At 39.0% G+C, this 24,032-nt stretch carries 24 protein-coding genes; 6 read left to right on the top strand and 18 right to left on the bottom strand.

From position 1 onward, the window contains the following. Positions 1-702 precede the first annotated feature (702 nt). The 8 genes from BMZ55_RS08110 to leuS form a co-directional block, all read right to left on the bottom strand. Positions 703-2,367, bottom strand: a complete 1,665-nt coding sequence (locus tag BMZ55_RS08110) for a tetratricopeptide repeat protein (protein ID WP_089819904.1) — start codon at positions 2,365-2,367, stop codon at positions 703-705. Positions 2,368-2,471: 104 nt separating this feature from the next. Then, positions 2,472-3,344 carry a PstS family phosphate ABC transporter substrate-binding protein gene (locus BMZ55_RS08105; RefSeq protein ID WP_089819903.1) on the bottom strand — a complete coding sequence of 291 codons (873 nt, stop codon included), beginning with the start codon at positions 3,342-3,344 and terminating at the stop codon, positions 2,472-2,474. Beyond that, on the bottom strand, positions 3,334-3,531 hold the full coding sequence (locus tag BMZ55_RS08100; protein WP_177179796.1) for a C4-dicarboxylate ABC transporter: 198 nt from the start codon (positions 3,529-3,531) through the stop codon (positions 3,334-3,336). Before BMZ55_RS08100 ends, BMZ55_RS08105 begins: the two co-directional genes overlap by 11 nt. Before the next feature lie 73 nt (positions 3,532-3,604). Further along, positions 3,605-4,438: an energy transducer TonB gene (locus tag BMZ55_RS08095; RefSeq protein ID WP_039346544.1), complete on the bottom strand. Its 834-nt coding sequence runs from the start codon at positions 4,436-4,438 to the stop codon at positions 3,605-3,607. A gap of 33 nt (positions 4,439-4,471) precedes the next feature. After that, entirely contained in the window at positions 4,472-5,044 is a 573-nt protein-coding gene (locus BMZ55_RS08090; protein ID WP_089819902.1) for an ExbD/TolR family protein, read from the bottom strand. 7 nt (positions 5,045-5,051) lie between these two features. Continuing rightward, on the bottom strand, positions 5,052-5,654 hold the full coding sequence (locus BMZ55_RS08085) for an ExbD/TolR family protein (protein ID WP_039346546.1): 603 nt from the start codon (positions 5,652-5,654) through the stop codon (positions 5,052-5,054). Between the two features lie 73 nt (positions 5,655-5,727). Then, positions 5,728-6,591: a MotA/TolQ/ExbB proton channel family protein gene (locus BMZ55_RS08080; RefSeq protein WP_039346547.1), complete on the bottom strand. Its 864-nt coding sequence runs from the start codon at positions 6,589-6,591 to the stop codon at positions 5,728-5,730. 255 nt (positions 6,592-6,846) lie between these two features. Beyond that, on the bottom strand, positions 6,847-9,660 hold the full coding sequence (gene leuS, locus BMZ55_RS08075) for a leucine--tRNA ligase (RefSeq protein ID WP_089819901.1): 2,814 nt from the start codon (positions 9,658-9,660) through the stop codon (positions 6,847-6,849). A 277-nt stretch (positions 9,661-9,937) separates the two neighbouring features. Here leuS and BMZ55_RS08070 point away from each other — a divergent pair, with 277 nt between their 5' ends. Together BMZ55_RS08070 and BMZ55_RS08065 are read left to right on the top strand one after the other, a co-directional pair. Continuing rightward, positions 9,938-10,690, top strand: coding sequence for a glycosyltransferase family 2 protein (locus tag BMZ55_RS08070; RefSeq protein WP_089819900.1), 753 nt, complete (start codon positions 9,938-9,940; stop codon positions 10,688-10,690). Further along, positions 10,690-11,301 (top strand): deoxyuridine 5'-triphosphate nucleotidohydrolase, encoded by a 612-nt coding sequence (locus BMZ55_RS08065; protein ID WP_089819899.1) that lies wholly within the window; start codon positions 10,690-10,692, stop codon positions 11,299-11,301. The genes BMZ55_RS08070 and BMZ55_RS08065 overlap by 1 nt, the downstream gene beginning before the upstream one ends. A 13-nt stretch (positions 11,302-11,314) precedes the next feature. On the opposite strand, the gene BMZ55_RS08060 is transcribed toward BMZ55_RS08065, so the two are convergent. The 4 genes from BMZ55_RS08060 to BMZ55_RS08045 all read right to left on the bottom strand — a co-directional run bounded on the left by BMZ55_RS08060 (position 11,315) and on the right by BMZ55_RS08045 (position 14,909). Continuing rightward, complete coding sequence (locus tag BMZ55_RS08060; protein WP_089819898.1) at positions 11,315-12,562, bottom strand: 3-deoxy-D-manno-octulosonic acid transferase; 1,248 nt, start codon at positions 12,560-12,562, stop codon at positions 11,315-11,317. A gap of 46 nt (positions 12,563-12,608) precedes the next feature. Further along, positions 12,609-13,310, bottom strand: a complete 702-nt coding sequence (locus BMZ55_RS08055) for a C40 family peptidase (protein WP_089819897.1) — start codon at positions 13,308-13,310, stop codon at positions 12,609-12,611. 11 nt (positions 13,311-13,321) lie between these two features. After that, entirely contained in the window at positions 13,322-13,969 is a 648-nt protein-coding gene (locus BMZ55_RS08050) for an O-methyltransferase (RefSeq protein ID WP_089819896.1), read from the bottom strand. A gap of 103 nt (positions 13,970-14,072) precedes the next feature. Continuing rightward, positions 14,073-14,909 carry an OmpA/MotB family protein gene (locus BMZ55_RS08045; protein ID WP_089819895.1) on the bottom strand — a complete coding sequence of 279 codons (837 nt, stop codon included), beginning with the start codon at positions 14,907-14,909 and terminating at the stop codon, positions 14,073-14,075. A gap of 89 nt (positions 14,910-14,998) precedes the next feature. Between BMZ55_RS08045 and tilS the strand changes: the two genes are divergently transcribed. Further along, a complete protein-coding gene (gene tilS, locus BMZ55_RS08040; protein WP_089819894.1) occupies positions 14,999-16,291 on the top strand; it encodes a tRNA lysidine(34) synthetase TilS in 1,293 nt (430 codons plus the stop codon). Positions 16,292-16,327: 36 nt separating this feature from the next. Beyond that, positions 16,328-18,400, top strand: coding sequence for a protein-disulfide reductase DsbD family protein (locus BMZ55_RS08035; RefSeq protein WP_089819893.1), 2,073 nt, complete (start codon positions 16,328-16,330; stop codon positions 18,398-18,400). 205 nt (positions 18,401-18,605) lie between these two features. Here the strand turns inward: BMZ55_RS08035 and BMZ55_RS08030 are convergent, their stop codons facing one another. The 5 genes from BMZ55_RS08030 to BMZ55_RS08010 form a co-directional block, all read right to left on the bottom strand. Then, complete coding sequence (locus BMZ55_RS08030; RefSeq protein WP_089819892.1) at positions 18,606-19,115, bottom strand: hypothetical protein; 510 nt, start codon at positions 19,113-19,115, stop codon at positions 18,606-18,608. 71 nt (positions 19,116-19,186) lie between these two features. Continuing rightward, complete coding sequence (locus BMZ55_RS08025) at positions 19,187-19,705, bottom strand: hypothetical protein (protein WP_089819891.1); 519 nt, start codon at positions 19,703-19,705, stop codon at positions 19,187-19,189. A 1-nt stretch (position 19,706) separates the two neighbouring features. After that, positions 19,707-21,077: a DUF4153 domain-containing protein gene (locus BMZ55_RS08020; RefSeq protein ID WP_089819890.1), complete on the bottom strand. Its 1,371-nt coding sequence runs from the start codon at positions 21,075-21,077 to the stop codon at positions 19,707-19,709. 106 nt (positions 21,078-21,183) lie between these two features. Further along, the gene (locus tag BMZ55_RS08015; RefSeq protein WP_089819889.1) at positions 21,184-21,474 is read right to left on the bottom strand and encodes a winged helix-turn-helix domain-containing protein; all 291 of its coding nucleotides are present in this window, start codon (positions 21,472-21,474) and stop codon (positions 21,184-21,186) included. 103 nt (positions 21,475-21,577) lie between these two features. Then, a complete protein-coding gene (locus BMZ55_RS08010) occupies positions 21,578-22,195 on the bottom strand; it encodes a hypothetical protein (protein ID WP_089819888.1) in 618 nt (205 codons plus the stop codon). Positions 22,196-22,407: 212 nt separating this feature from the next. On the opposite strand from BMZ55_RS08010, the gene BMZ55_RS08005 reads away from it, so the two are divergent. Next, on the top strand, positions 22,408-22,629 hold the full coding sequence (locus BMZ55_RS08005) for a PspC family transcriptional regulator (protein ID WP_039340995.1): 222 nt from the start codon (positions 22,408-22,410) through the stop codon (positions 22,627-22,629). A gap of 13 nt (positions 22,630-22,642) precedes the next feature. Then, positions 22,643-23,155 carry a GNAT family N-acetyltransferase gene (locus BMZ55_RS08000; RefSeq protein ID WP_089819887.1) on the top strand — a complete coding sequence of 171 codons (513 nt, stop codon included), beginning with the start codon at positions 22,643-22,645 and terminating at the stop codon, positions 23,153-23,155. Positions 23,156-23,247: 92 nt separating this feature from the next. On the opposite strand, the gene BMZ55_RS07995 is transcribed toward BMZ55_RS08000, so the two are convergent. Beyond that, positions 23,248-23,979, bottom strand: coding sequence for an SIMPL domain-containing protein (locus BMZ55_RS07995; protein WP_089819886.1), 732 nt, complete (start codon positions 23,977-23,979; stop codon positions 23,248-23,250). Between the last annotated feature and the right edge of the window lie 53 nt (positions 23,980-24,032).

Here is a 24,032-nt window from a genome sequence, read left to right as displayed (position 1 = left end):
CTCTCCATCTACTCTCAATTAACCTGTCTCTCTACTTCGCTACTCTGTTTTAGAGTGGTGCAAATATACAGACACCTCACATACCATGCAACCCTTTTCCAAAACTTTTTTCATAAAGTTTACAAACTTCTTCCTAACTTCCTACTCCACAATAATTTATTCAAACTTCAAAGTTATCCACTTTATCTGTTCCCATAAGTTTGAGCATCCTTTTCTACTATTTCTAGACTTGAACCTGCAATCTAAACCCAAAAAAACCGCCTCTTTAGCACCGAATTTTTCCTGCTTTAACCTATATTTGAAATTTCACCTATATCTAAAACGGAAAAATTGCCACAAATAGCTCGGAATATTTTTTATCTACTTCTATTATAATATTAAGTACTTCATTAAATGGGAAAATTTGCCGCCAACGCAGGAATAGTTCGTAATTAACTACAGCTTAATTTCAGCGCTTCATTAAAAAAAGAAAAATTGCCACGAATAGCTCGGAATTTTTTTGATCTAATTCTATTATAATATTAAGCACTTCATTAAATGGGAAAATTTGCCGCCAACGCAGGAATAGTTCGTAATTAATTTCAAACTATATTTTCAAGCGTTTTTATTAAAAGAGAAAAATTGCAATGAATAGCAGGGAATTTTTTCAAATAAAAAAATCCTCTTCAAGTGAAGAGGATTTCTTTAATTATAAATTGGATTTTATTTGTTCAATTGATTGTTCAAGTTTACCGCGTCTGTGTAGTTTGGATTTAACTGTACAGATTTGGCAGCATATTCTTTAGCTTTAGCAGCATCGCTGTCTTTTATTAAATACGCTACTGCGAAATAAGCATAAGAAAGTGTTTCCTTGTTTGCTTCCATATCAGCAGGTTTTACAGTGCTGATAAATTTCTCGTAAGCCAACTTCGCCAATTCGTTTTGTCCGGCTTGCTGGTAAGAGTAACCTAAACTGTAATAAGCAGGCGCCCAATCTGGCAACAGACCGTTCATTTTTTGCCAAGTGTGAACTGCGCCGTTCCAGTTTTTAGCTTCCTGGTACGCATTTGCCAACTTGAATAACGCATCTGTATCCTGCGGTTTTGCAGCTACCTGTTGTTTCAGGGCTTCAATCTGAGGATTTGTTGGTCCTGCATCAACCGAAGCCTGGTTTACAGCGCCACCACCTTTGATCTTGATCAGCTCCTGATCCCATTTCATGGTAAGATCTTTTGCAGCTTTTGCAACGGCGATTTTTTGCTGAGATTCAGTCTGCAATGCAGCTTTTTTAGCAGCATCGGTTTCTTTTTCAGCTAAACCTGCAGCGATCAAACCCTGTAAACCTGTATCTGCTGTTAGCACACGGCTTTTCTCTGCTTTAGAAACGAACATGTCCATGCTTGCTTTCGCTGCAGCATAATCGCCATCGGCATACTGCAGATATGCTCTCAATTTGTATTTGATTGGGTCTTCTACCTTATCAAAAACTTTATCAAGATACATTTTGGAGTTTCCGTAATCTTCGTTGGTGAAGAATAATTTCGAAATTTCCAATTGGGTATCCGGATCTTCGTCAGCATATTTTGCATAGTTGATCAAATCTTGTGTTGCCAAAGCATTTTGCTGATATCTGATATCGTAAGCTGCTTTTGCTTTATAAGCCGGAGCATAAGTTGGATCAGCGGCAATTGCTTTATCGATGTTTTCTTTAGCAGACTGCCATTGCTGCGCCTGCATCCAAAGTGTACCGATTCTGGTAAATACCGAAGCTTTATTTTTTGCTGTAGGCAAAGCTTTCTCATAAGCCGTCATCGCAGAACCTGCAACTTGTGGGCTGTTTGTTAATTTCAAACGGTACGCATCACCTAAAGTGTAGTAATAATGCGCTGGTGTACCATTTTTTGCAGATTTATCAACTGCTTTGTTCAAATAGTCAATTGCAAGATCAGCATTAGCTGCTCCACCGAAAAGTGTAATTGCTTCCGCAGCGCGGTAAAGAATTTCCGGATCTCTCTCGCGGGAATCTTTTACGATTTGTTTAATTTCTGCAATCGCAGATTTATCGCCTTTACCTAATTTAATAGATGCTAAACCTATTTTATTAATGGCGCTTTTTTTATCTGCTGCTAATCCTTTATTAAAATTTTCCTGAGCTTTATCAAAATTTGGTTCAAATTGAGTTAAATAAGAGTTTCCTAAGTAGAAGTAATTATCGGCGGTCGCAGATTTGGCGATCATATCGGTAAATACCTGTCTTGCCTGTGCATATTTGTGGCTGTCTGCACTGTTAATTCCCTCCTGCAAAGTCTGGCCAAAAGCGAAATTAGTGAAGAAGCCAACTGAAACTCCGAACGCAATTTTTTTCGTTAAATTCATTATATCTTTCATTTTAAATTGTTTAATTGTTTTTATATTAACATTGTGCTGACTACATTCCCAATTATTATACCAAAAATTTGTAATGACCTCCAGCACGGCTTTTTTAAGAATAATTAACGCATCTGCACTTCTCGGTTAAAGAGGTAATACGGTTGCAGTCCTTCTTTTGAAACTACAATCTGCCCGAGCTGCGTACACGAAAATCTGATGAAACCGTTTCCCAAACCGAAATAAGCTTCGTTGGTAAGGAAATATAATATCCTGCTGAAAGGATATTTTTTATCGGATAAGTTCTGCAGTGTAGGTGCGTATGCTTGTTTTCCTTCGGAAACCTTCAAAATCTTCACCGAATTTCGGAGTGCTTCTGCTTCCGGATCGTAAGGCCGGCTTAAAGTATTTAAACTGATTGCTCCAATTTTTCCGGGTAAACTGCCCAATTTTTCAGCAATATTTTTATTTCCGCTGATGATGGAATACTTCAGCTGGTCTGGCGTGGTTTTTAATTTTTGTGCAACAAAATTCAGATTGCTGGAATTGGTTCCGTCAAAAATTACCTTTTCGTCACTGCTTTTTAAAAGCTGGTGAAGCTCGTTGATTGAAATACTGTCGCGCGGAGAATCTTTCGGAACGATAAAAACTACAGCATCAGCAGCGAAAGGAGCCGGCTGAAGGTCAAGATCTACTTTATCTTTGAACGCTTTTTTTTCTCTTTCCGTGAGTTCGCGGGACATTACCGCTACACGCACTTTACCTTCCAGCAAATCGAGAAATGCAAAATCTTCTTTTTTAAATACCAAATTGATTTTGGTGTTCGGGTACAAAGCCATGTAGCGGGAAGTGAGTGCTTCCGAAACACTGCGGAAAGATTCATCAACTGCTAATGTTACTGTTCCCTGCTGTGGCGTATCCACCACATATTCCGATTTTTTACATGAGATAAGAAATGCAAAAAAAGCGGCAAATAAGGTCAAATTTTTAATCTTCATTCTTCTGCTGACGTATTCTGTAAATGGAACGTACGATTCTGAAAAGACCATACAGGATGAGTAAACCACCGAGGGAATACGCAATATTAGGTTCTAAAAAAATTACGAAAAATTTATAGATAATTACATAAATGCCCAATACTATGTAAAAGATTCCTGTAATTAAAGATAACCAGTTAAAAATCATAAGATACAAAACTACAAAAAAAATAAAAAAGAGAAGCGTTAACTTCTCTTTTCAATATTTCTGATAAAATTAATTATTCAAAATTCATTGTTAATGGTAACCTGTAACGGTATCGTACCGATTTACCATTAATTTTTGCTGGCGTCCATTTGTTTTTAATTGACTTCACGGTTCTGATTGCTTCCGCATTGAAATCCGAATTCGGACCGTTTGCTTTAACATCAGTAATTGATCCATCTCTTTCTACAACAAATATAACTTCAGTTTTCACCGTGCCTTCATCACCACTCATTACCGAAGTATCAAAGTTATTACCAACTGTGGATCTAAACTTATTAATACCTCCCGGGAATTCAGCTAACTGCTCTACCTCAGTGTAAACTTGTGTTTCAGAAACCTGAGGTTTTACTTCTACCGTCTGAACCTTACCAGTTGATGGCGGCGGTGGCGGTGGTGTATAGCTTGGTGTTTTAACCCCTTCCTGGTTTGCCAATCCTGTAGTTGTTTCCAACTGTTTGGTAATAGGCGGCGGCGGAGTTTCCACTTTTGGTGCTTTTACCGGCTCCGGCACTACGTTCTGAATAACTTCCTGTTTCGGTTCTTCTTTGGGTGGCGGTGGTGGTGGCGGTTCTTCTTCTTTCGGTGCTTCAATGATCAATTCTTCTTCCGGGAGAATATCAATCAAATTCGCATTTACTTCCTGTGTTTCTACAGCCGTCATTTGTTTGATCTTCATGATCACAAATGGGGTAATTGCTACAACACAGAATAAAATAGTTCCGAAGATGAAGGCCTTTGTAAGCATCGATCTATAATTGGTACGCAAGTTATAGGCGCCGTATGCTTTATTTCTATGTTCAAATACAATCTCATCTAAAGAGTTGAGTGTTGTGTTTTCATCTGCCATTATATACTCTTTTATTTAATTTGCCGTAGTCTTCTAGTTTGTAGGTGTTGCCGGCGCACTTGGCGCTGTTCCTGCTACTTTTTTATCATAAACAGCCTGTTCCCATTTTTTAATATCGGTAACACCGTATATTTCATTTTTGGTAATCGCCATTTCATCAAGAATATCTACGAAGTTCTTATATACAGCATCATCCGTAGGTTTTATGATCACCGTAAATTTGGTTTGATCTTTTGCCCGGGCTTTTGCCTGCTCAATTACTTTTGTAATTCCGTTTCTATCGAAAGTGGTTTCCTGTAAGGTTTGTTCATTTAAACCTGCCTGATCCAACTGATGATAGAAAATTCTATTGTCTTTCCCAATAATTAGGGAGATTGAGTTCGTTAAGTCGATTTCTGTATCCGGTGCTTTTTGGTTGTCTTTCGGTTTTGCCGGAAGCCCCAAATCCATCACATTCGGTTTATTGAAGGTGGTCACCAACATGAAGAAAGTGATCAAAAGGAACGCCAAATCTACCATCGGTGTTAAATCTACGTGAGGCACCTGCTTTTTGGAACGTACCTTTCCGCCTTTCCCGCTGTTATCTTTTACTTGTACTTCTGCCATTTCTTACTTATTGTGCCGTTTCCTGGCTTGTTATTAACCAGAATTTCAAGAAATCTATATCTCTCAATCCTTCAAATAAAGCTTTCACTTTCGGATACTTCGTTTGTGTATCTCCTTTAATCGCCAGTTTATAGTCTGGGTTTACCGCTAAACTTTGCTGTACCCAATCTATCAGTTGCTTATTTGTACTGTCCATAGGAATCCCGGTTTTGCTTTTGAAAGCTTTTCGGTCTTCATCGGGAAGATCCAAAAATCCTTTCAGCTGGTTCATCGGAACGCCAATAGACTGTGCGTTAGCAAAAGCAACTTTTTCCTTGTCGGTGAATTTCATACCATATTTCGTACCCATATTTTCTAAAAGCTGCATGCGCTCTTTAGGATTTTCAACGGGTGTAAAATAGAATCTTCCGTCTGTAGTACTCAAAATTGTCATTAAACTGGCATCTGGAAGTAACTTTTCAGAAATAGAAGATGGCGTGGTAATCGTCTCAACATCAGGTTTTGCAAACTGAGCCGTAAGGATAAAGAATGTAAGGAGTAGAAACGATACATCGGTCATCGCCGTCATATCTACCCTTATATTATGTCTTTTTGGTTTGACTCTCGCCATTGTAAATTATTTATTATTAAACTTCTGTTTTTTGAGGTTTATAGTTCACAAACCTCCAATCGATACAAAATTCTTAGTGGAATTCTGCGAAAGACTGCTGGATAGACATCGCAATCTCATCGATTTTGAATGTTAATCCGTCAATTTTAGAAGTAAAATAGTTATAGAAAATAATCGCAACTGCAGAAGTACCAATACCTAAAGCTGTATTAATCAATGCCTCAGAAATACCGATAGATAACGCAGCTGAATCTGGTGTACCACCTCCTGAACCTAACGCCTGGAAAGCTTTAATCATCCCAATTACTGTTCCTAATAGTGCTACAAGAGTTGCAACAGTACCCAATGTAGAAAGAATCATCATGTTTTTCTCTAACATTGGCATTTCAAGGGTTGTAGCTTCTTCAATTGACTTGTTCAAAGCAACCATTTTTTGCTCTTTGTTCAAGGTAGTATCGTGAGACAATGCCTTGTAGGTAGTTAAACCTTCTTTTACCACATTACCTACAGAACCTTCCTGTCTGTCACATGCTTCAATAGCTTCATCAACTTTATTTTGGTTAAGCAATCTTCTTACGTTCAAAACGAAAGAATCTACATTACCCGCACCAGCTGCTTTTCTTAATACCAAAGCTCTCTCGATAGAGAATACGATTACGATAATCATAAATGAAATAAGGATCGGTACAATTACCCCACCCATGTAGATAATACCCATAAACCCTTCAGGGTGCAATTCCTTAGTATCCAAACCTGAGAATGCCACAGATGCTCCGTTCAGCCTTGGATCAGCTCTAAAGTTGCCTGGATTACCTAAGACAAAATAATAGATTAAATACCCTATCACCAAAAGAATAGGCAGTATTAACGCAGGATTCAATCCTCCCACTTTTTTAGCAACTACTTGCTCCTCGTTGTTTGAAACATTCATTTCCATACTAAACTAAATTATAATTGTTATTTTTTTAAATTTTTCGCGCTGTAAAATAAAGTTAAAATATTTAATCGTGCAAATAATTGGCGGTTAATAGAACTTTTTTTTTAAATCTTAAACACTGTTAACATTGATAATTTGGCAAAAAATTGCCGTTCTATTGCTATTAATAAACCAAAATTACAGTGAGGTTGAATTTATAATAAAAATATTCAATTCTATATTTGATTGAATAATCGCCCGATAAGCATTGATTTTTTACAGAACAATATTAATTATTTTTTTCGGCACTATAATCACCTTTTTTGGATTATTTCCCTGCAGCTGTTCTTTCGTTCGATCATCAGCTAATACAGCCTCCTGAATTTCCGGAATACCTAAATCTGCCGCCAGATTCAGCTTAAACCTCATCTTACCGTTAAAGCTTACCGGATACGCAATTTCGTCCTCAACCAGATACTTTTCCTCGAAGACCGGAAATGGCGCAAATTCGATGGTTTCCACATGACCGAGTTCGCTCCAAAGCTCTTCTGCAATGTGCGGCGCATAAGGTGACAAAATTACAGCCAAAGGCGCCAGTATTTTTCGCTTATTGGTTTTCAGTTTCTGCAGCTCATTCACCGCAATCATAAATTGCGAAACTGAGGTATTAAAGGAAAAATTGTCGATATCAGTGACCACTTTTTTAATTAAAGTGTGCAGAATTTTATATTCTTCCTTCGTCGGTTCTTCTTCCGATACGGCAAATTCATTATCTTTAAAATAAAGATTATAAAATTTCTTCAAAAATCCATAAACACCGCTTAAACCTTGTGTATTCCAGGGTTTCGACTGTTCCAAAGGGCCCAGAAACATTTCGTACAAACGCAGACAATCCGCGCCGTATTCCTCGCAAATATCGTCCGGATTTACCACATTATATTTGGATTTCGACATTTTTTCAACTTCACGCTCGGTGATGTACTTTCCGTCTTCCAGAATAAATTCTGCCTCGGAAAATTCCGGCCTCCAGGTCTTAAATTTTTCCAAATCCAACTCATCCGAAGTTCCTTTTAATAAGGAAACATCAACGTGAATCTTCTGTGTTTGATGATTTTTTGCTAAAGCTTTCGAAACATATTGGTTTGTTCCTTCAATTCTAAATACAAACGCACTCATGCCCAAAATCATCCCTTGGTTGATAAGCTTTTTAAAAGGTTCCTCATGGCTGATGAATTCCCGATCTTTCAAAAACATCGTCCAGAAGCGCGAATACAGCAAATGTCCGGTCGCGTGCTCACTTCCACCAATGTACAAATCCACCTGTCCCCAGTAATCGGTTAAATTTTTACCGGCAAAAACGGCATTATTTTCCGGATCAGCATATCGTAAAAAATACCACGAACTTCCGGCCCAACCCGGCATTGTAGATAATTCCAGAGGGAAAACCGTCTGCTCATCGATTAAGTCGGTAGAAACCACTTTTTGGTTTTCTTCGTCCCAGGCGAAAGTTTTTGCATTTCCTAAAGGCGGATCACCTGCTTCGGTCGGTAGATATTTCTCAACTTCCGGCAATTCCAGCGGAAGTGCAGAAATCGGTAAAGCGTACGGCATTCCGTCTTTATAAAAAATCGGTACAGGCTCGCCCCAATAGCGCTGGCGCGAAAAAATAGCGTCGCGCTGTCGGTAATTGATGGTGCCGTGACCCATATCTTTTTTCTCGATTTCGGATATGATTAATGTTTTCGCATCGTAATAATTCAAACCATTCAAAAAAGATGAGTTTACGCATACAGAATCTTTTGAATCATAAGATTCCTCCTGAATATCAATCGTGTTTTCAATAACATTTACAATCGGCAAACCGAATTTTTTCGCAAAACGGTGGTCACGCTCATCGTGCGCCGGAACTGCCATTACCGCTCCGGTTCCATAACCCATTAAAACATAATCGGAGATGTAAACCGCCATTTTTTCCAGTGTGAAAGGATTCGTCGCGTAACTTCCGGTGAAAGCGCCGCTCACATTTTTCACGTCCGCCATGCGGTCTCTTTCCGTTTTTTTCGCCGTTAAATCGATGTATTTTTGAATTTCATCAAACTGTCCTTCGGTGGTCAGATTTTTAACCAAAGGATTTTCCGGTGCCAAAACCACAAAAGTCGCCCCGAAAATAGTGTCTGGTCGTGTTGTAAATACTGAAATATTTTCCAGTGAATCCAAAACCTCGAACTTTACCAGCGCGCCCTGAGATTTTCCAATCCAGTATTCCTGAGAATCTTTCAGCGGTTGCGGCCAGTCCAGATTTTGCAAACCCTGAAGCAAACGTTCGGAATAAGCAGTGATTCTCATACTCCATTGCATCATTTTTTTCTGAAAAACAGGGAAGCCGCCGCGTTCAGATTTGCCGTCTTTCACCTCATCGTTCGCTAAAACGGTTCCTAGGCCCGGACACCAGTTTACCGTAGTTTCTGCGCGGTAAGCTAAACGGTAGTTTAACAGGATATCCTGCTGATCAAGTTCCGAAGCGCTATTCCATTCTTCGGCGGTAAAATTTAACTGCTCATTTTGTTCTGCTAATAAACCTTCAGTTCCTACAGATTCAAAATGGGAAATTAAGGTTAAAATGGGTTCTGCTCTGTCGTTTCTTTTATTATACCAAGAATCAAAAAGCTGGATGAAAATCCATTGTGTCCATTTATAATAAGACGGATCGGAAGTTCTCACTTCGCGGCTCCAGTCAAAAGAAAAACCGATTTTTCGCAGTTGTTCTTCGTAGCGTGTAATATTTTCTTCTGTGGTAATCGCCGGATGTTGGCCGGTCTGTATCGCGTACTGTTCTGCCGGAAGCCCGAAGGAATCGTAACCAATCGGGTGCAAAACGTTAAAACCCTGATGTCTTTTATACCTCGCGTAAATATCTGAAGCGATATATCCTAACGGATGACCAACATGTAAACCCGCGCCAGACGGATACGGGAACATATCCAAAACATAAAATTTCGGTTTATCTGTATCGCTTTCCGTTTTGTACGTTTGATTGGATTCCCAGAAATTTTGCCATTTCTGCTCGATATTTTTATGGTCGTAAAACATTTTTTGATTTTAAAATAAGCAACAAATTTAAGGTTTTACAATGGATTTTTGAGTTTTCGTAAGATGCTACCAGAAGTTTTGGAAAAAAATGCCCGTTTAGCACCGAAAAACTGCGGCCGTGATAGAAGCGGCTACCCCGCAGGGCGGCGGCGGAGCGAAGCGGAGCCGCCAACCGAGGAGTAATAGCGGATAGCACGAAATGTCCGCCCCGAAAAAAAATGCCCAAATAACGCCAAATAAATATTGTAATTTTACCTGCTTAAAGCCCGGAATTTTTATGCCCGAAGTTTCTATCATCACGCCTTGTTACAATTCTGCGAAGTTTCTGCCGGAAACCATTTCGTCCGTGCTGAATCAAACTTTTTCGGACTGGGAATGGCTGATTACCGATGATTGCTCAAGCGATAATTCGGTTGAAATTATTAAAAAAATCGCTGATTCGCGGGTAAAATTAACGGTTGCTGAAAAAAATGGCGGCGCCGGAAAAACACGGAATTTATCTTTGGAAAAAGCTACCGGCAGATTTATCACTTTTCTGGACGCGGACGATTTCTGGGAACCGAACTTTCTGGAAGAAATGGTGGCCTTTATAAAAATTGAAAACTGTGAAATTGCGTACTCAAATTACGCGCGCTGCGATGAAAATTTAATTCCAAAAATTGCCGATTTTAAGGCGGAAAAAATCGTAACCTTCGGCAATTTGCTGAAGACCTGCAGGCTTTCTTTATTAAGCTCGATGTACGATTCCAGCCGTGTTGGCAAAGAATATTTCCCAACCGACAGCAAGCGCGAAGATCATGTGATGTGGCTGAATCTGCTGAAAAAAATTCCCGTGGCAAAGCCTTTGAACAAAACCATGGCGAAATACCGCATGCATGGCAGCAGCGTGTCGCGCAGAAAAACGAATATTATGAAAGACCAATATTTGGTTTACAAAGACCACATGAAATTTTCTGCGGTTAAATCGCTGTATTTTACGGGGAACTGGGCGCTGAACGGTTTTCTGAAATATTCAAAAATATTTAACTGATGGAATTTTCTAAGGAATTTAAGGAAGCGATTTCCGCATTTTCGGGTAAGGAAAAAGATAAACTTATTTTTCGTTTGCTGAAAAAAGATCGCATTTTAGCGCATCGGTTATATTTTGAATTGATTGATCCGGAAACTGCGGATGACAAAAGGCTGAAAATGCAGGATTTAATTATTAAAGAAGTTTCTGCAGCGGCAAAACGTTTTGGCAGAACGAAATATTTTCTCACGAACATCCGGAAAATAAGTTCTAAAATCACGGAGCATGTGAAAATTACTTCGGATAAATTTGGTGAAGTTTCCCTGAATTTATTGCTGATCAGCGAAACCTTGAAAAATAGTTCCCAAAGCGGCGACCAGTACAAACTTTATATTTATTTTCTGAATAAACTTTTCCGGTCTTTGATTTTAACCACAAAACTCGATGAAGATTATTTTCTGGATTTGAAACCGTATTTCAATGATGTGAAATCACAGATTTTAGAAAATGAACGTTTGGAAAAAATTACCCTGGATAACGGCATATTTTTGAAATGGCTGAACCCGGAAAACATTCCCGACCAAATCGATTTGATTTATAAAGAGATAAAAAGCGAAGGTTTGCTGCGGTAAAAAAAATTTGCCCTTAAACCCGGTGATTTTTTACTACAAAATCTACGATATTTTCGGAAGCGTTTGGCTGGGAATTAATAAAATTTGCCGCATTTTCGCCCATTTTTTTCAAAAGAACATCATCATTCAGCAAACCTAAAAGATAAGGCGCGGCAAAGAATTCGTCTTCAAAACATTTTCCGCCATTATGTGCGATAAGTCCATCAGCTTCCGGGTTTTTCCTGAATTGATCACCGAAAAATACCGGAATTCCGTACGTTGCAGCTTCTAAAATATTGTGAAGACCTTTGGAATGAAAACCTCCGCCAACAATCGCCAGGTCGCCATATGAATACAAATTGCCAAGCAAACCGATACAATCGATGATTAAAACCTGAATATTGGAATAACTAAGCGGGTTTTTATCCGAAAATTGGGAATACAAAAGCGCCGTTGGGAAAGTAGTCTGCAGCACCGAAACGCGCTTCAAGTCATGTGGCGCAATAATAATTTTAAGGTTTCGATTTTTCACCGAAAGTATTTCTGCAATCCGTTCTTCAGCTTCCCAGGAACTGCCGAAAATAACCGTTTTCTGGTCGCCAATAAATTCATCAATATACGGCACCATATTATCGCGCTCGCGAAGCTGCTTCACTCTGTCGTAGCGCGTATCGCCCGCGGTTATGGAGTTTTTTAAGCCAATGCTTTTTGCCAGGGCAGAAGATTGCGTGGTCTGGTGAAAAAAGAAATCTACATTTTCCCGCAGCTGTTTTACAAACCATTTCCCGTAAAATTTGAAGAAAACCTGCGTTTCGTAAAACAAAGCCGAAACCACATAAATTTCTGCGCCCTGCTTTTTCAGTTCACCCAGCAAATTGTACCAGAAATCATATTTGACGGTGAAAAAAATATCTGTTTTAAAATTTGAGGTAAATTCTTTCACCCATTTATCGGTATCGAAAGGTAAATAACACACTGCATCAGCGATACTTTTTTTGGTGATGATGTGATCATAACCCGACGGCGAGAAAAATGTCACCAAAATTTTGTGCTCTGGGAACTCTTTTTTCAGTTTTTCTAAAACCGGCAAACCCTGTTCATATTCGCCTAAACTGGCGGCGTGCATCCAGATTATTTTATCGTCACCAGAAAACTTCGCTTTTACGATTTCGCAACTTTGGCGGCGACCCGCTAGCCCTTTTTTCAGCTTATAATTAAACACCGCACCGATTTTCATCGCGGCGATTAATAGACTGACTAATATGTTGTAAATGGTTTTCACGGTCCGGATTTTTCAGCAAAAAGTATGAATATAGGTCCTAAAAAATTTAATTGTTCGGTAAAATATTGCGGATAAACCGAAGTTTATGCGTGTGTCTGTTCAGATCTTTATTGAAAATTCCGGTCGTGTCCAGTGCATCGATGCGTACTTTTCCAAACGCGTGAATGATTTCAAAATTGTTAAGCAAGATTCCTACATGCACAATTTGACCTTCCGAATTTTCGAAAAAAGCCAAATCTCCGGGCCGACTTTCTTCCACAAAACTTAAAACTTCACCAATCACTGCCTGCTGATACGCGTCGCGCGGCAAAGCAATGCCGTGAACTTTATAAACCAGCTGAACAAAGCCGCTGCAATCTATCCCGAAAAAACTTCGTCCGCTCCAGAGATATGGCACATTCAAAAATTTCATCGCGGTTTCAATGATATTTTTTGGCTGCTCTACGGCAGGATTTTCTGCTTTTATCTCGCTTCCGATGGAAAGTAGAATTTCACCTTCGGATGTTAAATAATTTAAAAACGTTTCCTGAACTATTGTTTTATTTTCATTTTCTGAAATCTCGGAAATTTGCTGCGCATCCACCCAACCTTCATATTGGTCGAAATCCATTTGGATTTTCAAAAATTTCCCCTCATTTGCCAATATTTTTATGGTTTCGCCATAAAGCAGTTGAGAAGTCATTTCGGCACGTTGCGAAGGTTCGCTCCGTAAAGCTGCGACGGAAACCGTGCAAATTCCTTTGTTCATAGTGAAAACAGTTATTTTTTACGGATTAAATGTACGCCGTCGCGCAAAGGTAAAATTACATTATCGAAATATGAGTCTTTTGCAACCAATTCGTTGAGTTCTTTGATGACTTTCGTAGATTTCTGTTTTGGGTTATCTTCCAGGATTTTTCCGTACCACAGCACATTATCAAACAGAATTACACCACCACTTTTCAGCTTTTTTTTCAGCAGGTTAAAATATTCAACATAACTTTCCTTGTCAGCATCGATAAAAATAAAATCGAAGGTTTCATCAGTTTTTTTCAAAAATGTTTTTGCGTCTTCCAACTGAAAATTGATTTTAGAAGAAAATTCACTTTCAGCAAAATATTTTTTCGGCAAATATGCGAGTTCTTCATTAATGTCTAACGTCGTGATTTTCCCTTCAGCAGCTAAACCTTCCGCAAGACAAAGCGTGGCGTAACCGGTAAATGTCCCGATTTCCAGGATATTTTTCGGTGAAACCATTTTGGAAATCAGTGCAAGAAATCTGCCCTGCAAGTAACCGGAAATCATATGCGGCTGCGTGGTTTTCTGAAAAGTTTCGCGACGCAGATTCTTTAAATTTTCCGGCTCCGCGGAAGCATGATTTTCCAGATAACGGTCAATTTCGGGGCAATTTTCTTCGAAAAAACTCATCTCCAAATTTTATTTAAAACCAAATTTAAGCATTTTAAACAAAAAAACGCTGCCAGAATAGGTATTCTGGCAACGCTTTAAAAAATCTCAAAAATGAAATGTATTAATTTTTTACCGGCGCAATGTCCATTAATTTCATAAATTCATCCAGTTTCGGCATGATGATAATTTCCGTTCTACGGTTTTCAGCACGTCCGGAGACTGAAGCGTTTGTAGTTTTCGGGTTGTATTCGCTACGTCCGCCGGCAGTAATTCTCGCTGGGTTTACACCGAATCTGGTTTGAAGAATTTTCGCCATAGAAGTCGCTCTAAGTGCAGAAAGATCCCAGTTGTCTTTTGGTAAAGTTGAAGAATTTAAAGGAACATTATCCGTGTTACCTTCAATCAAAACTGAATACGTATCGTAATCATTAATTACCTGAGCTACTTTTCCAAGAACGTCCTGAGCTGCCGGCAACACATTATAATCTCCTGTTTTATACAGCATTTTGTCGGAAAGCGAAATCATTACCACGCCTTTCAAAACTTTCACCTGTACGTCGTTATCCGCGATGTTATCCAGTGAACGTTTTAGTTTGTTTGATAAAGCCAGGTTTAAACTGTCATTTTTCGCGTTGGTCGAAATCAGTTGTTTGATGTATTTGTTAGAAGAATTAATTTCTCCGATCAGTTCGGTGATGTTTTTAGAACCTTGTCCTGTATTCGCCAAACATGCATCAAGAGACGATTTCAGTGCGTCATTCTGACCTTTTAAAAGCGCATTTTCACTTGCCAAACCAGAATTAAGACTTTTCAAATCCTGAATTTCACGCTGTCTTTCACCTACGTTGGTGATACATTGGTTATAATTTTCATTCAGGGCATCAAACTGTTTCTTGCTCACACAAGAGGTCATCATTAAAGCCGCTCCAAGAACGACACCTAATTTCGCTATTTTCATAATAATTCTTTTTAATCAACCAAAAATAGAGAAATCGTTTTGAACAGAAGAATTATCTTTGCTAAATATTCCTTAAAATAACCTTAAAGTTGCTAAATACAACCACTTTTCAGCAAGCTTTGCAGCACATTGCACCGGATTTTAAAACCAAAACTTATTTGTTGGCGGTTAGCGGCGGCGCCGATTCCATGGTGCTTTTAAAGTTGTTTTCAGAATTGGATTTGAAATTTGAAGTTTCGCACGTAAATTATGGTTTACGCGGAACGGATTCGGACGCGGATGAGGAAATTGTAGAAAAAACCTGCAAAAAGCTCGGTATTTTTCTGCACGTGTATCATGTCAGCGAAAAAGATCAGCAACCCGAAAATTCCATCCAGGAATGGGCGCGCGATTTACGCTACAATTTTTTCAATAAAATTAAAGAAGAAAGAAAGCTCGATTTCACGGTGACGGCACATCACCTCAATGACGAGCTGGAAACTTTTCTCATCAATCTTTCAAAAGCTTCCGGAATTAAAGGTTTAAGCGGAATTCCTGCCAATAAAAATAAAATTTTGCGGCCGCTGCTGCATTTTTCTAAAGATGACATTTACGCTTTCGCGGAAAAAAATTCGGTGCATTATCGAGAAGATTTATCGAATCATAAAAACGATTATTTGCGGAATTTTATCCGGAATGGAGTTACGCCGCAGCTTTTAAAAATTAACGAAAATTTCCTGGAAAATTTCGGTAAAAGCTTACAATACCTCAACCAAAGCGCTGATTTCATCGAAGAAAATCTGGATAAAATCTCGACAGAAATTTCGGTTTTAGAAAACGGAAAAATCCTGCTGAATAAAGCGGAATTTTTTCAGCAAACCGGATTTGTTCAGTTTGAAATTCTGCGACACTACAATTTCAATTCAAAAAAAGAATTTGCTAAAATTTTGGCCGCTGAAACGGGTAAAAAATTTATTTCAGAAAGTCACGTGCTCAGCGTTGACCGCAAAGATTTCATCATCACCACAAACGCAGTTGAAATTGAAAAAGACGAGGAAGTTATTTTAGAAAACGAAAAAAAAGCCGCTTTTATCCCCGAAAAAATTAAAACAGAAATTGAAAAATTCGGCACTTTCAGCTGGAATTTTAGTTCAGAAAAAATAAAATTTCCGTTAAAACTGAGACACGCAAAAAAAGGCGACGTTTTCCATCCTATCGGGATGATAGGCAAAAAGAAAATCGCTAAATTTTTTAAGGATGAAAAATTGCCTATTTTAGCGCAGCAAAAAATTTGGCTTTTAACCGACGGAAAAGACGATATTCTGGGAATTCTTCCCTTTCGCCAGGACCGCAGATTTGCAGCGAAAAAGTCTGATGCTGAAAGTTTTAACATAAAAATATAGTGTTTTCCGCAGAACACCAAAAAGTAATAAGTAGAAATGAAATTTAAAAATTGGCTGATTTTGGCCGTTCTTTTCCTTTTTCAGGGAATCACGGCGCAGATAAAAGATCCTGTAAAATTTAAATACAACATTAATTCCCTTCCCAACAACGAATATGAAGCAGTTTTAACCGCCACCATCGAGAAAAATTGGCATATTTATTCGAAAGATTTACCGCCGGATTCCGGGATTCCTACCGAAATGTTGCTTTCGAGCAAAGAAGGAATTCAGCTGATTGGCGGCGTTACTGAAGTCGGTAAAAAGCACGACGAATTCTCCGAAGCTTTTGGTGCACAAATCGTTTATTATTCTGATTTGGTGCTGTTTAAGCAAAAATTCAAACTAAAAAATAACGCAAGACCGGCAACCGTCACCGCAGAAATCACATACCAGACTTGTAACGACCGCGTTTGTCTTGCGCCGAATACGCTGGAATTTGAGCAAAAAATTACGCCCACAGCGACCGGAGTTGCAGTGGTTGCTCCTGAAGAAACAGCGGCTGAAACAACCTTTGCTGAAACTGCTAAGGAAACAGATACTGTGACAACTGCTGTTGCCACGACCACTGTTTCCCCAATTAAGGCCGAACAGGAAGGTTTAAAAGTTTCCTCGCTCGATTTTAAAAATCCGATGACTGATTGCGGAGTTGAAGCGCAGGAAAACAATGAAAATTTCTGGACGTATCTACTTCTCGGCTTTTTCGGAGGTTTGATTGCTTTGCTTACGCCGTGCGTTTTCCCAATGATTCCGCTTACGGTTTCGTTTTTCACCAAAGGCTCGAAAGACAAAGCGAAAGGCAAGCGCGACGCTTTTATTTACGGCTTTTTTATCCTGCTTATTTTCGTTTTGTTAAGTGTGCCTTTCCATATTATTGATGGAATTGCGGGAAATATTTTTAACCAAATTTCCACAAGTGTTTGGCTGAACGTAGCTTTCTTCATCATTTTCCTCTTTTTTGCGGGAAGTTTCTTTGGCTACTACGACATTACATTACCGAGCTCTATTGCAAATAAATCTTCAAAAGCTGAAGATGCCGGCGGAATAGTTGGTATCTTCTTTATGGCGCTGACTTTGGTGATTGTATCATTCTCGTGTACCGGACCGATTTTAGGAAGTTTACTTGGAAGCGCTGTGACAGGTTCTGCGAACATCCCGATGTTGCTGACTTTTGCATTAGCAGGATTTGGATTAAGCTGGGCGATTGTTTTCGGGCTTTTAGCACTTTTCCCGCAAGCACTGCAAAGTTTGCCGAAATCCGGCGGCTGGATGAATACCGTAAAAGTGGTTTTAGGTTTTATCGAGCTTGGACTTGCTTTAAAATTTCTTTCGAAAGCAGATTTGGTTTCAAAAACCTTCTTCCTGAAAAGAGAACTTTTCATCGTGATCTGGATTTTAATCGCGATCGGTTTAGTGCTTTATCTCTTCGGGAAAATAAGATTTCCGCACGATGATAAAAAACCTAAGATTTCGCTTACGAGAAAAATTATTGGTTTCCTCGGAATCGGTTTTATTGTTTACCTGATCCAAGGTTTATTCCCGGCGGAAAGACCGACGCTTCAACATTTAAGCGGAATTTTGCCACCGATTAACGTGAGTTACCTTCACAAAGAAGAAGATGGAATCTTAGGAATGCATCCGTCGCACGATTATTTTGAAGCGATTGAAATCGCGAAAAAAGAAAACAAACCTTTGCTGATTGATTTCACCGGTTATGGTTGTGAAAACTGCCGTAAAATGGAAGAATTCGTGTGGAGCGAACCGGATATTTTACCAATTCTGCAAAACGAAGTGGTTTTGGCGTCACTTTATATCGATGACAAAGAAGCCTTGCCGGAAAGCGAGCAAACTTCAATCGATATGGGTAATGGCCAGAAAAAGAAAATTAAAACCATTGGCGATAAATGGAGCTTGTTCCAGCAAATTAATTTCAATAACAACTCGCAGCCACATTACGTGCTGGTTTCGCCGGACGGAAAAGTTATTAACACGCCGGTTTCCGGATATATGCCGAAAGAAGATTTCAAAGCTTTTTTAACTTGCGGAATTGAATATTTCAAGAAAAATAAATAAAGTGATTTTAGCTAAAATGAAAAAAACCGATGTTTAGTCGGTTTTTTTTGTTGATATGAATGACAAATCTTTGATCTAGCCCGGATTGAACGGCGTGTCTGAGCTCTTTTTTGGCGGCGGCTTCGCCGCCGCCAAAAAAAGCGAGTAGTGAAAGCCGGTTACCAACTTTCAAAAGATGAAAACTTTTTGTTAGCTCCTGAAAAAATTAAGGATTTGTTACCGGAACACTGCTGAAGCCAATTGAAGTTTTTACGGAAACATCGCTGGTTGGCGACTGTTTCAAGACGTAAACAAATCTTTGCTGTACCGCGCCGGAACGCATCATCGCGTCTAAAGTTTGTGAAGTGTTGATATCCAACGACAGCGTATTTCCGACATTATCCGGAATGGATTCACGCGACGCAACTAAAACTTCGCCCGCACTTCCGCCGGAAAGATAAACTTTCACCGAGGAGAAAATTCCCATGCTAGTGTTTGAATCTACGGAGAGACTCGCGTTGGTAACTCGGATGTCTTTCACGTTTGCACCTGCGCCTGTAAGCTGATTGATGCTTTGCGCCGGCGAAACGGTGGACAATGTGGTATTAACCGGCGAATTTGCCGTAACTAAAACCGTAGCAGTGTACGGAAAAGTGTTCTGTAAAATCGAGGAAACGGTGCTACAAGCCGTAAGTGTTGCTGTGGCAGCCACTGCGACAAAAAATAAATTTTTCATAGTATAAATTTTGGATTATAAAGCCTAGCCACAGAAATTATACCAACGTTTGAAATTAACAGAACATTAACCTACCTCAGGGAAACGGAGAATTCTCCTGTGATCTCACCCGATGCCATATTGCTTTTACCGATAAGCAGCCAAATTTCGCCTTTTTGTGGGATTTCATAGGTAATTTCGCGGCCGAACGGTCCGTCTAAACTGCCGTCGGGCAACCTGATTTGGTTAAAGCGGATATTCATTTTCGGATTTTCGGGCGAAATAGCACCGAAAATTTTTGGACGGTCGAAGTTTTTTATTTTAAGAATTAACTCATGGTTTTCCGCAGTGAACTCATCGGTAAGCGTGAGAGGAATCATGTCGGCATTGATTGTTTTGGTGATTTTACCGTTTTCTACGGTGCGGAAAGTTGGTGAAACTTTTGGTGTTTGTTCCGGAATTACCACGACACCGCTGTCGGGTGCGGGAAGTTTTTCGGTGTCTGCAGTTTCAGCAATTGATGTAGAATCTGTGGTTGAAGCTTCGGATGTGGTTTCTTTTTGGTTGCAGGACATGAGCAAAAGCGCGGAAATTAAAATTGCGTTTTTCATTTTAATTAAATTTTTGGTAGTAAATAATTTTAGATAAAAAGGTTTTACGTTTTTCGTCCGCAATTTTCTTCTGAAGTTCCTGAGTTAGCTTTTCATCTCCTGTTTTTTTAGCAAACTCCAATAATTGTTTTTGATTAAAATTGACCGATTTCAGGTGATATGGAAGGTCAAAATTTCTTTTACTCAAATTCTGCGAAGTAAGAAATGCACCCCAGTTAAAAAAACTGGAAACCAAAATTGTTCCGTAAAAATACCACACCATATGATTGAAAATATAGGCATTGGCCTTTTTATTTTGAATTTTAAGAAAGGTGGTTATCAAACCGATAATTGATAAAGTCAGAAAAGCGAAAACTGCCAACCTTTTATAGGTGAATCCAAGATTGAGGACATATTCAGCATTTTTTGCGGCGGCTGAAAGAATTAAAACGGCATTTAAAAAAATCCAGGTTTTAGTAAGAGTTATTAGATATTTTGAATTACGGTCAACATTTAAACCTTTTTTAAAATAAAACATAATCACCAAAACCGCCATCACGACAGACACAATCACCGCATACACCCTATTGTGGGTTTCGGCGGAAAGCTGCGATGGCGTTTTAGAAATTTCCACAAATTGCTCGTAATTAAAGGTAATAATAAAAATAAGCAACAAAACATTCAAAGCGGTAAAAGAAATAATTCCGCTTCTCACTTCGGTATTTAGATCCAAAAACGGAAAAGCAGGTCGCGTGTTTTTTGGTTCGCTGGAAAATTCATTTTTGAGATGATGATTTAAAGAGTGAAAAAACTGAGGAATGTGGAAATTCCAAAAGTTGAATGCTAAAAAGAAACCTAATGCGCCCAGCACAAAAAATTGCCAAAAGTTGAATTTAAATTTAAAATCCAAAAAAACGGAGGAAAAATGTTCACTTCCTAAAGCATAAACGCCGACAAATGCCAGTATTAAAAGCGCGGGAATGAGCACCACAGCAAGTACTTTTTTAAAACCTTCCGTAGTGTTACTTTTCGGCAACCATTTCTCGAATTGGATAAATCGATAAGGAAACGTGATAAAATTAAAAGCGAAGACCGGAATCACCAAAATATTATGAAGGCCGTGATTTTTTGTCTGAAAAGCCAGTAAAAATGCTGACGTGAAGATAGCTAAAAGTGACGCAAAATCCCCGAACCACGCAAATGCAATACTGGAAAGGACAGTTGTTACAAATAAAAGAATAAATAGTGGGGTTTGCCGTTTTTCCGCTGAATTAAACCATGCAAGCAAAGCATAGGAAATTCCTAAAATTCCCAAATTAAGTCCTAAATCTTCACCGTAAAAAATGGTTATAAAAAGTACGGTGGAAAGTAAAATAAGCTGGTGTGTTTTCATGATTAAATGTTTTGATGTAGCAGGTTGTAAAGTTTGTTTCTCTAATTCCTAAACAAATATAATCAAAGTACTTTGCATTTCAAAGTTAAATTTTAAAAAAAAGGCCTTATTTGCCCAATAATTTTTCCAGGCCGGATAAATGTTCCCGGAACGCATCTTTACCAGACGCGGTTACGCGATAAGACGTCTTTGGTTTTTTTCCGACAAATTCTTTCTTAACTTCAATATATTTTGATTTTTCTAAGGCCGTGCTGTGACTTGCCAGATTACCGTCTGTGATTTCCAGCAGGTTTTTCATCTCGGTAAAATCAACCCATTCGTTCACCATCAGGACCGACATAATGCCCAGTCTGACGCGGCTTTCGAATTCTTTGTTGAGTTTATTGATGTTGAGCATTTTCCGATCTTTTTTAATTCACATTTTTTGCCGTTAAAGTGGCATATTTTTTCGCAGATTTTAAATCGCAAAAATTTGACGTTTAAAGGCGATATATTTTGATTTACTTGTATTTTCTGTACATCACAGCGCCGTAGAGGATATGCAGGATTCCAAAACCGACTGCCCAGAAAACCAAGCCCCAACCTAGGAAAAAGAGCGAAAGCAAACCCAAAATTATCTGGCAATAGCCGAGATATTTTATGTCATTCAAAGTATGTTTTTCCGCATTTACCAAAGCGAGACCGTAAAAAATAAGCGTCGCCGGGGCAATGAAAACAAAAAGACCGTGGTACAAAAGCGCGAAACAAAAAACCGCGCCGGACAACAGGGGAACGGCAAAATCCGAGAGCATTCGCTGTGTGGTTTTATTCCAAATCGGTTGGTTGATTTTTTTGCTTTTTCTGGAGCTGAAAAAATAGCCGCTGAAAACCGCCAATACCAAAATAACCAAGCCAATAAGCGACAACTCGATAATCAGCTCTGTGCTGAAAATGTTTCTTTTGCCATCAAAATAATTGATGTTATTTTGCTGAAGTACATAATGCACATAAATGGCACCGAGTAAGGCCACTACACCCGCGAAAACGCCGGAAATTCCGCTTAAAGAAAGGAAACGGGAGCTGCGTTCCATCATGGTTCGGATGTGCGAAAGATCTTCGTGATAATTTTTTGATTCCATAAAAAAGCACTTTGAACGTCAAAGTTATAAATTTCCGCGCAGCGGCAAAATCTATATAGATAATTTAAATTCCTAATTCTAACCATACTGGGTCGAAAATTGTAAATAAAAAAAATCATGGAGAAAACTTAATTTATTTCGGGCAAAACCTGCTAAAAATCTCGTTTTAACCGCCGATAAAAATATTATCTTTACGTTTTATTATGAAACAAATGTTCACCAATCTCAGACATAATTTGGAGCGCCAATGGTTTGGCGTTCTCACCAGAATGGGCGCAAAACTTGGGATTCCGGTTTCCAAACTGCGCGTATTTTTCATCTACTCCACTTTCGCCACCGCCGGCGTTTTCTTTTTAATTTACCTGGGTCTTGCTTTTACACTTTGGGTAAAAGATATGTTTATCACGCGCCGACCGAGCGTTTTCGACCTGTAATTCTCTACTTTAAATGGAATATTTAGAAATCAGTCAGCACGATGATTTTCGTGCTTTGGAAATATATAAATCGTACTGCGAGACCTTTCCCGCGGACGAACAGCGCAATGAAAAGCAGTTCCGCGGACTTTTTATGAACCCGAAAGTGAAAGTTTATTCGGTTTTACGCGAGCTCGAAAACATTGGCTACCTGATTTGCTGGGAAATGACTGATTTTGTCTTTCTGGAACATTTTGAAATTTTTTCCGAATTCCGCAGCAAAAAATATGGTTCTGAAATTCTTGCTGATCTGTTTAAAAAGTATCTGCACATCGTTCTCGAAGCCGAACCGTCAGATTTAGATGAGGACGCAAAACGCAGGATTTCTTTTTACGAACAGAACGGTTTTAACATCATCGATGAAAATTATGTACAACCACCGTACGATGCGGGCAAACACGCGCTGAATCTTTGGCTTCTCGCGAACTGGAAACCCGAAAAAACCGACTGGATCAAGGAGGAAATTTACGATGTGGTTTACCGCTGATATTTAGCACTTTGCTTAAAATTAAGCTGGTAAAAAATAAGCTGCTAAAACAGGAAAATTACCTGAAATAGCAGCTAATTATTTGTCACGACTTAATCGACTTCATATTCCAGTTTGATGGTAATGCTGGCTTCCTTTTCTTTGGATGAGGTATTGAATGTTCCGCCGTAGGAAAATTCTTCGGTGGAATTCGGTTCTGTAATCTGCGTGACGCCCATGGTTGCTTTTTTAAGATTACCCAACTTTGCGCCAGCGTTTTCAGCAATTTTCTCAGCGCGCTGTTTCGCGTCTTTTGTAGCATCGGCAATCATCTGTTGTTTAACATCAGCCAGTTTGGTGTAAAAATAATTTGGCGGCGATGAGGTAAATTCAATGCCAAGGTTGATGATTTCGGTGATATTTCTGGATAAATTTTCGATTTTCGCGACATCTTTACTGTCAATTGAAACGCGCTGCGAAAGCTGATAACCATTGAAAGTCTGCTGGCTACGGCCCATATTGTCGGTGGAATAATTAAACTGTTTCTGAATATCTACCGCAGAAAATACCATTTCGTTTTTCGGGATTCCCTTTGATACCAGATAATTCTCGATGATTTTTTTATCATTGGCCAGCGCATCGTAAGCAGTTTTAAGCTCAAAACTGTTGCGCGAAAAATTCCCATTCCAGGCGATAAGGTCAGAAGTAAATTTTTTGGTTCCAAGTCCGGTAACCGAAATGGTGTTTTCGGATTTGTTCCGGTTTTTAATGGCGTTTCCCAAAAGTGCTAAACCGATAATAAAACCTAGCGCTGCAATGGCAATTGCGATTATATTTCTGTTCATTTTTTCGTGTTTTATCGTAAAACAAGTTAAGAATAAAAGGATATAAAAAGAAA

The organism is Kaistella treverensis (genome assembly GCF_900114045.1).
GTDB lineage: Bacteria > Bacteroidota > Bacteroidia > Flavobacteriales > Weeksellaceae > Kaistella > Kaistella treverensis.
Note: the sequence above shows the minus strand (reverse complement) of the source record. Positions and strands in the feature narration are given on the sequence as shown.